The organism is Nonomuraea ceibae, assembly GCF_019396325.1.
GTDB classification, from domain to species: domain Bacteria; phylum Actinomycetota; class Actinomycetes; order Streptosporangiales; family Streptosporangiaceae; genus Nonomuraea; species Nonomuraea ceibae.
On the sequence record NZ_JAHKRO010000189.1, the window covers coordinates 1 to 11,551 of the forward strand.

Below are 11,551 nucleotides of genomic sequence, written 5' to 3' on the forward strand. Positions count from 1 at the left end.
GGGGCGGGGCGGGGCGGATCGGGCGGGGCGGGGCGGGGCGGATCGGGCGGGGCGCGGCCGCCCGCTTCCGTCAGACGTTGAAGTACTTGGCCTCCGGGTGGTGGGCGACCAGGGCGGAGGTGGCCTGCTCGGGGTGGAGCTGGAACTCCTCCGACAGCGTGACCCCGATGCGCTCCGGGTCGAGCAGCTGGAAGAGCTGGACCTGGTCCTCCAGGTTGGGGCAGGCGGGGTAGCCGAAGGAGTAGCGGCAGCCCTGGATGTTGACCTTGAGCATGTCGTCCAGCGACTCGTCGCCGCCGATCCGCCACTCGGAGCGGACCCGGGCGTGCCAGTATTCGGCCAGCGCCTCGGTGAGCTGCACCGACAGGCCGTGCAGCTCCAGGTAGTCGCGGTAGGCGTCCTTGGCGAACAGCTCGGCCGTGGCCTCGGAGATCTTGCCGCCCATGGTGGCGATCTGGAAGCCGACGACGTCGACCTCGCCGGAGTCCTTGCCGCGGAAGAAGTCGGACAGGCACAGGTGCCGGTCGCGGCGCTGGCGAGGGAAGGTGAAGCGGGTGCGCTCGTCGCCCTTGTCGTCGAGGATGATCAAGGAGTCGCCGTCGCTCACGCACGGGAAGTAGCCGTAGACGACGGCCGCCTCCAGCAGGCCCTCGGTCTGCAGGCGCTCCAGCCACATGCGCAGCCGGGGCCGCCCCTCGGTCTCGACGAGCTCCTCGTAGCCGGGGCCGTCGCCGCCCCGGGTGGGCTTGAGGCCCCACTGGCCGAGGAACAGCGCGCGCTCGTCGAGGAAGGAGGCGTAGTCGGCGAGCGGGATGCCCTTGACGATGCGGTCGCCGTGGAAGGGCGGCGTGGGCACCGGGTTGTCGGCGGCCACGTCGGAGCGGGCGGGCAGCGCCTCGACGGGGGTGCGGTCGAGGACGGCGCCGGTCTTGACGCGGCGCTCGCGCAGCGGCGGCAGGGTGGCGCCCTCGACGCCGCGTTTGACGGCCATGAAGGCGTCCATCAGCCGCAGGCCCTCGAAGGCGTCGCGGGCGTAGCGGACCTCGCCGGGGAACAGCTCGGCCAGGTCCTGCTCGACGTAGGCGCGGGTGAGGGCGGCGCCGCCGAGCAGCACCGGGTAGCGGTCGGACAGGCCCCTGGACTTCATCTCCTCCAGGTTCTCCTTCATCACGACCGTCGACTTGACCAGCAGGCCGGACATGCCGATGACGTCGGCCCGCTGCTCGTCGGCGGCCTCCAGGATGGCGGAGACGGGCTGCTTGATGCCGAGGTTGACGACCTCGTAGCCGTTGTTGGACAGGATGATGTCGACGAGGTTCTTGCCGATGTCGTGCACGTCGCCCTTGACGGTGGCGAGCACGATGCGGCCCTTGGTCTCACCCTCGACGCGGTCCATGTGCGGCTCGAGGTAGGCGACGGCGTTCTTCATCACCTCGGCCGACTGCAGCACGAACGGGAGCTGCATCTGGCCGGAGCCGAACAGCTCGCCGACCGTCTTCATGCCGTCGAGCAGCACGTCGTTGATGATCTCCAGCGCGGGCCGCTGGGCCAGGCCCTCGTCGAGGTCGGCCTCCAGGCCCTTCTTCTCGCCGTCGATGATGCGCCGCTTGAGCCGCTCCCACAGGGGCAGCGCGGCCAGCTCCTCGGCCTTGCCGGCGCGCATCGCGGCGGCGTCGACGCCCTCGAACAGGTCCATGAACCGCTGCAGCGGGTCGTAGCCCTCGCGGCGCCGGTCGTAGACCATGTCGAGGGCGACCTGGCGCTGCTCGTCGGGGATGCGCGCCATCGGCAGGATCTTGGAGGCGTGGACGATGGCGGAGTCGAGCCCGGCGTTGACGCACTCGTTGAGGAAGACCGAGTTGAGCACCATGCGGGCGGCCGGGTTGAGGCCGAAGGAGATGTTGGACAGGCCGAGCGTGGTCTGCACGCCGGGGTAGCGGCGCTTGAGCTCGCGGATGGCCTCGATGGTCTCCAGCCCGTCGCGCCTGGTCTCCTCCTGGCCGGTGGCGATGGGGAAGGTGAGGCAGTCGACGATGATGTCCTCGACCCTCATCCCCCAGTTGCCGGTCAGGTCCTCGATCAGGCGGGTGGCGACGCGGACCTTCCACTCGGCGGTGCGGGCCTGGCCCTCCTCGTCGATGGTGAGGGCGACGACGGCGGCGCCGTGCTCGCGGACCAGGCGCATGATGCGCTGGAAGCGGGAGTCGGGGCCGGTGCCGTCCTCGTAGTTGACGGAGTTGACGACGGCGCGCCCGCCGAGCATCTCCAGACCCGCGCGGATCACCTCGGACTCGGTCGAGTCGATCATGATCGGCAGGGTCGAGGCGGTGGCGAGCCGGAAGGCGAGCTCCTTCATGTCGGCGACGCCGTCGCGGCCGACGTAGTCGACGCACAGGTCGAGCATGTGCGCGCCGCCGCGGGCCTGGTCGCGGGCGGTCTCGACGCAGTCGTCCCAGCGGCCTTCGAGCATGGCCTCGCGGAAGGCCTTGGAGCCGTTGGTGTTGCAGCGCTCGCCCACGGCCAGGTAGGAGGTGTCCTGCCGGAACGGGACGGACTGGTAGAGGGAGGACGCGGCGGGCTCGGGGTGCGGGCGGCGGGCGGCGATCTCCCGGCCGCGCACGGTCTCGACGACCTGGCGCAGGTGCTCGGGGGTGGTGCCGCAGCAGCCGCCGACGAGCGACAGGCCGTAGTCGCGGGAGAAGGTGTCGTGGGCGCCGGCGAGCTCGCCGGCGCTCAGCGGGTAGTAGGCGCCGTCGGCGGTCAGCACCGGCAGGCCCGCGTTGGGCATGCAGGACAGCCGCAGCCGCGAGTGGCGGGCCAGGTAGCGCAGGTGCTCGCTCATCTCGGCGGGGCCGGTGGCGCAGTTGAGGCCGATGACGTCGACGCCGAGCGGCTCGATGGCGGTGAGCGCGGCGCCGATCTCGGAGCCGAGCAGCATGGCGCCGTTGGTCTCGATCGTCACCTGGGCGATGATCGGCACGTCGCGGCCGGCCGCCTCGATGGCCCGCTTGGCGCCCACGACGGCGGCCTTGACCTGGAGCAGGTCCTGGCAGGTCTCGATGATGAGCGCGTCGGCGCCGCCGGCGATCAGGCCGGCCGCGTTGTCGCGGTAGGCGTCGCGCAGCGTCGAGTAGGGCAGGTGGCCCAGCGTGGGGAGCTTGGTGCCGGGGCCCATGGAGCCCAGCACGAAGCGCGGGTGCTCCGGCGTGGACCAGTGGTCGGCGCGCTCGCGCGCGATGCGGGCGCCGGCCTCGGAGTATTCGTAGACGCGGGCGCCGATGTCGTACTCGCCGAGTGCGCTCAGGTTGGCGCCGAAGGTGTTGGTCTCGACGCAGTCGACGCCCACCGCGAAGTAGGCGTCGTGGACGCCGGCGACGATGTCGGGCCGGGTGACGTTGAGCACCTCGTTGCAGCCCTCGTGGCCCTGGAAGTCGTCGAGCGTCGGGTCCTGCGCCTGCAGCATCGTCCCCATGGCGCCGTCGGCGACGACCACGCGCTGGGACAGCACATCACGGAAGGAGAAGATGCTCATGGTCCAAGACTATCGGCTGTGCCCGCGCGGATTTTCCTGCGGGATGCCCCTCAGGGCACGCGGCGCTGATCACGCTTACCGAGTGACATGAGAGGGCCCCCACCGCATAGGCTTAGCGGGATGGCGGAGACAGGAGGCGACACGTGATCGAGCTCGAAGGGCTCCCCGAGCTCGTCGACCCGGTGCTCATTGCCGCGTTCGAGGGGTGGAACGACGCGGGCGAGGCTTCGAGCGGTGTGATCGCCCATCTCGAGTCCGCGTGGAAGGCCGAGCCGCTGGCCGAGCTCGACCCGGACGACTACTACGACTTCCAGGTCACCCGTCCCGTCGTGGAGATGGGCGAGGGCCTGACGCGGTCGATCGTGTGGCCGACGACCCGCCTGCTGCGCGCCCGGCCGCCGGGCAGCGAGCGTGACGTGGTGCTGCTGCGCGGCATCGAGCCCAACATGCGCTGGCGCGCGTTCTGCGCCGACATCGTGGAGGTCTGCCGCGAGCTGGGGGTGGAGCTGGCCGTGATGCTGGGGGCGCTGCTCAACGACTCCCCCCACACGCGGCCGGTGCCGATCCTGGGCGGGGCCACCGACGAGGCGCTGGCCCGCTCGACCAACCTGGAGCTGAGCCGCTACGAGGGCCCGACGGGCATCGTGGGGGTGCTGCAGCACGCGTTCGGCGAGGCGGGGCTGGGCGCGATCACGCTGTGGGCGTCGGTGCCGCACTACGTGGCCCAGCCGCCCAACCCGAAGGCCACGCTGGCGCTGCTGCGCCGCCTGGAGGACGTGCTGGAGATCCCGATGCCGCTGGGCGACCTCGACGAGGAGGCCCGCGCCTGGGAACACGGCGTCGACGAGCTCGCCTCGCAGGACAGCGAGGTGGCCGAGTACGTCAAGGAGCTGGAGGAGCGCAAGGACGCGGCGGAGCTGCCGGAGGCGAGCGGTGACGCGATCGCCGCCGAGTTCGAGCGCTACCTGCGGCGCCGCGACCGCGACACGGACTCCTGACCCGTACGGCCTCCCGTACGGCCTCCCGTCTTTCGCGGGAACGGCACCCGGGGTTGCTGCCGGCCGGGTGGGTCCACCGGGCCTACATCGAGCCGGTCGCCGGCGCGTACGGCGTGACCGGCCGGGACGCGAGCGCCGAGGAGACCGTCCGGGAGCCGCGCTGGGCGCGTACGGCGGCGTCGTAGCGGAGCCAGACGAGCTCGGCCACGCCGGGGGCGGGGCCGAGCGGGGCGCTGACCACGTCCGCGCCGGAGTCGCGCAGCCGGGCGTGGAAGAACCCGGGGGCCAGCAGGTAGGAGGCGACGGCGACGCGCGGTGAGCGGGCGCGAGCGAGCGCCTCGCCCAGCGACGGGGAGCCACTGGAGACGAACGCGGCGGTGACGGGCCGGGCCAGGCGCGCACTGAGGAGGCGGGCGGCGGCGCGGACGTCGGCGAGCCCGGCCGGGTCGGACGAGCCGGCCGCGCCGAGGACGACCGCGTCGCCGGCGCGCAGCCCCGCCTGTGCCAGGCGGCCGGCCAGGGCGGCGGTGAGCAGGTCGTGCGGGCCCAGCCGGTCGGCCACGACGGCGCCGGGGCGGTGCGCGGCGACGACGGCGGGCAGGTCGACGTGCAGGTGGTAGCCGCCGGCGAGCAGCAGCGGGACGACGACGACCGGGCCGGGCGCGGCGGCCAGCACGGCCGGGAGCGGCGGGGAGCTGATCTCCAGGTAGGCGAGCTCGACGCGGACGCCGGGCCGGGCCCGCCGCACGACCCCGGCCAGCGCCGCCAGGGTCCGCTCCCCCTCCCGGCTACGCGTCCCGTGCGCGGCCAGCACGAGCGAAGGGCGCGCCGGCCTGCCGGTCGGCGGGGGTGCGGGGGTCATGGGCCTGCCTTACGGGTGCGGGTCATGGGGCGGGGTCGTAGGCGCAGGCCAGGCGGTAGCCGCGTTTGACGACCGTCTCGACGATGCCGCCGGGGCCGAGGGCGCGGCGCAGGCGGGTGACGGCCATCTCGACGGCGTGCTCGGCCGACTCCTTGGCGGCGCTGCCCGGCAGCACGGTGCGCAGGTCGGCGCGGGAGACGACGTGGCCGGGCTTGGCGGCCAGGCGTTTGAGCACGGCCATCGGGGCGGGCGGCAGCGGCCTGAGCTCGCCGTCGACGACGGCCGCGTGGCCGCGGATCTCCACCCGGTGCCCGCCGGCGTCCAGGCGGGTGACGGCGTGCTCCGGCAGGTGCCTGGCCAGGGCGCGGGCCAGCGCGCCGAGCCGGGAGCGGTCGGGCTGCAGCGTGGGGACGCCGCGCTCGGTCAGCGGCGCGGCGGTGACGGGCCCGACGCAGGCGGCCACGACGGGCCCGGCGAACGCGGCCAGCAGCCCCTCCTCCAGCCCGTCGGCCCGGGCCGCGCCGAGCATGGCGTGCACGGCGGGCGCGCTGGTGAAGGCGACGGCGTCGACCGCGCCGGAGACGGCCTGGCTGATGAGGCGGCGCAGCGGCGACGGGTCGCGGTAGGGCAGCCACCGGTAGACGGGGATCTCGATCACCTCGGCCCCGGCGGCGCGCAGGGCGTCGGCGAAGCCGGTGAGGGGCTCGCCGTGCTGCTGCACCGCGATGCGGCGGCCGCGCAGGTCCTGGGCGAGCAGGTGGTCCTTCACCTCGTCGCAGGACTCGGCGGGCGCGGTCCAGTGGTCGTTCAGCCCGGCGGCGCGGACGGCTCCCCTGGCCTTGGGGCCGCGGGTGAGCAGCCGGGCGTGTGACAGGTGCTCGGCCAGGTCGCCGGAGAGCCCCCAGCCCTCGGCGGCGGCCATCCAGCCGCGGAAGCCGACCCCGGTGGTGATCACCACGTCGTGGAGCGGTCCGTCCAGGGTGAGGCGGGTGGCGGCGAGCAGGTCGGCGTCCTCGGCGAGCGGCACGAGCCTGATCGCGGGGGCGCTCAGCACGCGGGCGCCGCGCCGTTCGAGCAGCGCGCCGAACTCCTCGCGCCGCCGGGTGGCGGTGACGCCGACGGTGAAGCCCGCCAGCGCGTCGGGCGCGGTCTCCAGGATCATGCGGGCACCTCGCCGGCGGGGCGGGGCATCACACGGGTGAGAGCCGATGGTGAAATCACGTCTTCGATCCTGCGATCGGGGCGTTTCGGCACTGTTACCGCCGTGCTAAAAGCACTGTTACCGCTGGGACCGTGGGGGGCTGTCACCGTGGTGCCACAAGCCCGGATCCGCGCGGTTGGCGGGGCTCGCGCCGGGGAAACCCCTTGGGAGTGCGACGCGACGTATCGGGGAGTTTCGGGTGACGGTGCCTATCCGGATGTTCGGCGACCCGGCGCTGCGCGTGGTGTCGGAGCCGGTGAAGGACTTCGACCGCGAGCTGCGCAAGCTGGTCAAGTCCCTGACGGCGACGCTGCGTGCCGGTCAGGGCCGGGCCGGGCTGGCCGCTCCTCAGCTCGGGGTGCCGCTGCGCGTGCTGGTCTACGCCTACGACGGCGCGCAGGGCCATCTGGTCAATCCGAGGCTGGAGCTGTCGGAGCGCCGGATCACGGCGGACGAGGCGTGCCTGTCGGCGCCGGGCGTGTGGTGGCCGCTGGAGCGGGCGTACATGGTGACGGCGCGCGGCCGTGACATGTTCGGCAAGCCGGTGACCGTGCGCGCGCTCGGGGTGCTGGCCCGGGTCATGCAGCACGAGGTCGACCATCTCGACGGGGTGTTGTTCAGCGACCACCTCGAAGAGGACGAGCGGGCGCGGTTCCTGGCGGCGGCAACGCCTTCGGGATGAGGGCCCGCCGCTGGTCGGGGTCGGTGCCGCCCCAGACGCCGTGCGCCTGGCGGCTGCTGATCGCGTAGTCGAGGCAGGGTCTGCGCACGGGGCAGTCGCGGCAGATCGCCTTGGCGCGTTCCACCTGCGAGCGGCCGGGGCCCTGGTGCGAGATCGGGAAGAACAGCTCAGGGTCCAGGTCCAGGCAGGCTGCCCTGCGTGACCATTCGAGCGTCGTCGTCATGCTCATCGCGCCTACCCAGGCGAAATCGGGTCATACCTCTTCGAGCAGCTGGTCCCAGTCACGCAGGAACCTGTCGAGCCCGTACCGGGACAGGGCGGCGGCGCGGGCGGCCTTGCCCGCCTGCGCGGCCCGCTCGGGGTCGTCGGCGAAGCCCCTGAGCGCGTCGGCGAGCACGTCCACGCGGGTGGAGACGACGCCCGCCTCCGGCGGCACCGCCTCGACGGCCTCGGTGGCGGCCAGCGCCACGACGGGCATGCCGAGCGTCATCGCCTCGATCAGCGCCAGCCCGAGCGAGGTCCAGCGGTAGGGGTGCAGGTAGACGCGCCGCCGCGCCAGCTCGGCGTGCATGGCGTGCTGCGGCAGGTCCTCGTACGTGCCGTAGGGCAGGCCGTCGACCTTCATGCCGAACAGGTCGAGCGGCGCCGCGGCGGCGAAGCGCGGCAGCAGGTCGGTCCCGGCCACGCGGGTGCGCCGGACGGGCTCGTTGACCACGACGCCGGCCCGGCGCAGCTCGCCGGTGTATAGGTGGCCGGGGTCGGGCACGCCGTGCTCGATCACCCGGGTGGGCGCCCGGCCGTTGTCCCAGAACAGCTCGTTGAAGTACGTGACGTGCACCAGCGGGACGTCGTCGCGCCCGGCCAGCGGGTGCCGCGTCTCGGGCACGTCGCCCTTGGGCGTGTTGTGCTCGACGTAGACGCCGGGCAGGTCGCGGCCGAGCCAGTCGCGGGCCAGCTCCAGCTCGTGCGGCCGCTGGTAGACGACCAGGTCGATCGGCTCGTCGCTGAGCCGGTCCCAGGGCACCTCGCGGGCGGCGGCGGGCCAGTCGTAGGTGGCCGCCCGCCCCCGGCCGTCGGGACCACGGCCGGGGACGAGCGGGATGACGTAGTCGTGGCGGCCCCGGACGAACGCGGTCGTCCACGAGCCGTGCACGTGCCAGAGCAGGATCCTCACCAGTGGCTCCAGTCCACGTGGCGGGCGTCCTGGCCGGCGGCGACGGTGACGGTGTCGCTCAGCACGCGGTCGGCGACGTCGATGAGGTCGGCGGCCACCTCGGCGGCCCGGTCGATCTCCTCCTGGAGGGTCAGCGCCGTGGGCACCATGATGCCGCGGGCGCCCGCCGCCCTGGCGGCCTCCATGTCCCTGCCGATGTCGCCCACGACGACGCAGTCGCGCGGGCTCACGTCGAGCACCGCGGCCGCCCTGATCACCAGGCCGGGCGCGGGTTTGCGGCAGGTGCAGCCGTCGCCGTCGTCGTGGACGCAGATCGCCCACGCGTCGAACGGCCCGAGCAGCTCCTCCACGCGGGCGTTCACCTGTTCCATCTCGTCGGCCGTCAGCAGGCCCTTGGCCACGCCCGACTGGTTGGTCACGACCGCCACCGGCACGTCGGCGCGCCGCAGCCTGCCGAGGGCTTCCAGCGCGCCCGGCATCGGGATCACCCGGGCCGGGTCGCCGTTGTACGGGACGTCCCTGATCAGGGTCCCGTCACGGTCGAAGAGCACGGCCCCGGGACGTCGTTGTTCGAACACTGCCCACCTCCGTCGCGTGCCTCGCAGCTACCCGGCCGCATGTCCGGCAAACAACTACTTAGAGTAATCAACCACCCTTTGGCGCAGGGCGTTTCCGCATTTCCCGGGATTGGGTCATGTTTGAGAGCCGCTCCTCTCGGTAGCGGTTCTCCCATCCGCAGGGGGAGGACTGATGAGATTTCTCGGCATCAACGCGATCTTCCACGACCCGGCCGCCGCGCTCGTGGTGGACGGCAAGGTGGTCGCCGCCGCGGAGGAGGAGCGGTTCAGCCGCCGCAAGCACGGCAAGCGCCCGCTGCCGTTCTCCGCGTGGGAGCTGCCGGAGCAGGCCGCCGCCTGGTGCCTGCGCGAGGCGGGGATCGGGCCCGAGGACGTCGACGCCGTGGCCTACTCCTACGACCCCGCCCTGGTCCGGCAGGCGCCCGACGGCGACTGGGAGGAGCTGCGCACCCGCTACGCGGTGCGCGCCCCGCTGTTCCTGGCCACGGCGCTGCCCGGGCTGGACCCGGCGCAGGTGCGGTACGTGCCGCACCACGTGGCCCACGCCGCCTCGGCCGGGCTCGCCTCACCGTGGCGCGACTGCGCGGTGCTGGTGTGCGACGGGCGCGGCGAGGACGTCTCCCACCTGGCCGGCCGCTACCGCGACGGCGAGCTGGAGGTGCTGGCCACGCAGCGGCTGCCGCACTCGCTCGGCCTGCTGTACGAGGAGGTCACCGAGCACCTGGGCTTCATGCGCTCCAGCGACGAGTACAAGGTCATGGCGATGGCCTCCTACGGGACGCCGCGCCACCTGGCCGAGCTGCGTGAGCTGATCTGCACCACCGGCGACGGCGGCTTCCGCGCCGGGCCCGTCGACTGGAACGGCTACGCCAAGGCCCTGCAGAAGGGCGAGCCGTGGACCGCCGACCACGCCGACCTGGCCGCCAGCGTGCAGACGCGGCTGGAGGAGGTGCTGCTGGAGCTGGCCGCCTGGCTGCACGAGCGCACCGGCGAACGGCGGCTCGCGCTGGCCGGGGGCGTCGCGCTGAACTGCGTGGCCAACACCCGGCTGCTGGCCGAGGGGCCCTTCGACGAGGTGTGGGTGCAGCCGGCCGCCGGCGACTCCGGCACCGCGCTCGGCGGCGCCCTGCACCTGGCGCAGGCGTACGGCGAGCCCGCCGCGCCGATGACCAGCGCCGCGCTCGGGCGCGGGTTCACCGACGAGGAGCTGGGCGCGTGGCTGGAGGTGGCCCGGGTGCCGCACTCGCGGCCCGCCGACCTGGCCGCCGCCGTGGCCGCCGAGCTCGCCGCCGACCGGATCGTCGCCTGGTTCCAGGGGCGTTCCGAGTACGGGCCGCGCGCCCTGGGGCAGCGGTCGCTGCTGGCCCATCCCGGGCACGCGCGCAACACCGAACGACTCAACGACGTCAAGGGGCGCGAGCAGTTCCGGCCGATCGCGCCGATGGTGCTGGAGTCGCGGGCCGGCGAGATCTTCGGGCGGGGGCCGACGCCCTCGCCGTACATGCTGTTCGTGCACGACGTGCATCCCGACTGGCGCGACCGCATCCCGGCCGTGGTGCACGTGGACGGGACCGCCCGCATCCAGACGGTCTCCCCCGCCGCGCAGCCGCTGATGGCGCGGGTGCTGGCCGAGTTCGAGTGCCTGACCGGGCTGCCGGTGGTGGTGAACACGAGCCTCAACACGGCGGGACGGCCCATGGTGGACGACCCGCGTGACGCCCTGGAGTGCTTCGGCTCCTCGCCCGTCGAGGTGCTGGCGCTCGGCCCGTACCTGGTGCGGCGCGCGGAGGTGTTCGGATCATGATCACCGTGGTGATCCCCACGATCGGGCGGCCGTCACTGGCGGCCACGCTCGACGCGCTGGGGACGGACCTGCCGATCATCGTGGCCGACGACCGGCGCACCGGCTCGCCGCCGCTCGCCCTGCCGTCCCACGTCCGCGTCGTCCGCTCGGGCGGGCGGGGGCCGGCGGCGGCCCGCAACGCCGGCTGGCGGCTCGCCAGGACGCCGTGGGTGGCGTTCCTGGACGACGACGTGGTGCCGGAGCCCGGGTGGGCCGAGGCGGTCTGGAAGGACCTGGCCGACCTGCCGGACGACGTGGCGGGCAGCCAGGGCCGCATCGTGGTGCCGCTGCCCCGCGACCGGCCGCCCACCGACGCCGAACGGCACACCGCCGGGCTGCAGACGGCCGAGTGGCCGACGGCCGACATGGCCTACCGGCTGTCGGCGCTGGAGATCGTGAGGGGCTTCGACGAGCGCTTCCCGCGCGCGTACCGGGAGGACGCGGACCTGGCGCTGCGGGTGCGGGCGGCGGGGCACCGGCTGGTGCGGGGCTCGCGCGTGACCGTGCACCCGCTGCGGCAGGACGGTTACTGGTCCAGCGTGCGCTTCCAGCGGGGCAACGCCGACGACGCGCTGATGCGGCGCCTGCACGGGCGCGGCTGGCGGGCGGCGATCGGCGGCCCGCGCGGCCGCCTGCGCCGCCACGCCGTCACCACGGCCCTCGGCCTGACGGCCCTCGCCC

At 73.8% G+C, this 11,551-nt stretch carries 10 protein-coding genes; 4 read left to right on the forward strand and 6 right to left on the reverse strand.

What is annotated here, in order from left to right; genetic code table 11:
* Positions 1-70: 70 nt before the first annotated feature.
* A complete protein-coding gene (gene metH / locus KME80_RS47990; protein WP_219519050.1) occupies positions 71-3,532 on the reverse strand; it encodes a methionine synthase in 3,462 nt (1,153 codons plus the stop codon).
* A 143-nt stretch (positions 3,533-3,675) separates the two neighbouring features.
* On the opposite strand from metH, the gene KME80_RS47995 reads away from it, so the two are divergent.
* Complete coding sequence (locus KME80_RS47995) at positions 3,676-4,530, forward strand: PAC2 family protein (protein ID WP_219519052.1); 855 nt, start codon at positions 3,676-3,678, stop codon at positions 4,528-4,530.
* Between the two features lie 82 nt (positions 4,531-4,612).
* Here KME80_RS47995 and KME80_RS48000 read toward each other — a convergent pair whose 3' ends face one another.
* The gene (locus tag KME80_RS48000; protein ID WP_219519054.1) at positions 4,613-5,392 is read right to left on the reverse strand and encodes a sirohydrochlorin chelatase; all 780 of its coding nucleotides are present in this window, start codon (positions 5,390-5,392) and stop codon (positions 4,613-4,615) included.
* 22 nt (positions 5,393-5,414) lie between these two features.
* Complete coding sequence (locus KME80_RS48005) at positions 5,415-6,554, reverse strand: uroporphyrinogen-III synthase (RefSeq protein ID WP_219519057.1); 1,140 nt, start codon at positions 6,552-6,554, stop codon at positions 5,415-5,417.
* 238 nt (positions 6,555-6,792) lie between these two features.
* On the opposite strand from KME80_RS48005, the gene def reads away from it, so the two are divergent.
* Positions 6,793-7,275: a peptide deformylase gene (gene def, locus KME80_RS48010; protein WP_308126248.1), complete on the forward strand. Its 483-nt coding sequence runs from the start codon at positions 6,793-6,795 to the stop codon at positions 7,273-7,275.
* Here the strand turns inward: def and KME80_RS48015 are convergent.
* From KME80_RS48015 to KME80_RS48025, 3 genes are read right to left on the reverse strand one after another with little or no spacing between them, the layout of a single operon-like run.
* Positions 7,211-7,504: a WhiB family transcriptional regulator gene (locus tag KME80_RS48015; protein WP_246647011.1), complete on the reverse strand. Its 294-nt coding sequence runs from the start codon at positions 7,502-7,504 to the stop codon at positions 7,211-7,213. The genes def and KME80_RS48015 overlap by 65 nt on opposite strands.
* Positions 7,505-7,528: 24 nt before the next feature.
* Positions 7,529-8,449, reverse strand: coding sequence for a glycosyltransferase (locus KME80_RS48020; protein ID WP_219519061.1), 921 nt, complete (start codon positions 8,447-8,449; stop codon positions 7,529-7,531).
* Positions 8,446-9,027, reverse strand: coding sequence for a D-glycero-alpha-D-manno-heptose-1,7-bisphosphate 7-phosphatase (locus tag KME80_RS48025; RefSeq protein WP_308126249.1), 582 nt, complete (start codon positions 9,025-9,027; stop codon positions 8,446-8,448). Before KME80_RS48025 ends, KME80_RS48020 begins: the two co-directional genes overlap by 4 nt.
* 172 nt (positions 9,028-9,199) lie before the next feature.
* Here KME80_RS48025 and KME80_RS48030 point away from each other — a divergent pair, with 172 nt between their 5' ends.
* The gene (locus KME80_RS48030; protein ID WP_219519064.1) at positions 9,200-10,831 is read left to right on the forward strand and encodes a carbamoyltransferase family protein; all 1,632 of its coding nucleotides are present in this window, start codon (positions 9,200-9,202) and stop codon (positions 10,829-10,831) included.
* Positions 10,828-11,551: glycosyltransferase family 2 protein (locus KME80_RS48035; protein WP_219519067.1), on the forward strand; the 724-nt coding region annotated here is incomplete at its 3' end. The genes KME80_RS48030 and KME80_RS48035, both read left to right, overlap by 4 nt.

Bases quoted from the DNA above. Each gene is read 5' to 3' on its own strand.
- metH (WP_219519050.1), bottom strand. From the start codon at position 3,532: ATGAGCATCTTCTCCTTCCGTGATGTGCTGTCCCAGCGCGTGGTCGTC.
- KME80_RS48000 (WP_219519054.1), bottom strand. From the start codon at position 5,392: ATGACCCCCGCACCCCCGCCGACCGGCAGGCCGGCGCGCCCTTCGCTC.
- KME80_RS48005 (WP_219519057.1), bottom strand. From the start codon at position 6,554: ATGATCCTGGAGACCGCGCCCGACGCGCTGGCGGGCTTCACCGTCGGC.
- KME80_RS48015 (WP_246647011.1), bottom strand. From the start codon at position 7,504: ATGAGCATGACGACGACGCTCGAATGGTCACGCAGGGCAGCCTGCCTG.
- KME80_RS48030 (WP_219519064.1), top strand. From the start codon at position 9,200: ATGAGATTTCTCGGCATCAACGCGATCTTCCACGACCCGGCCGCCGCG.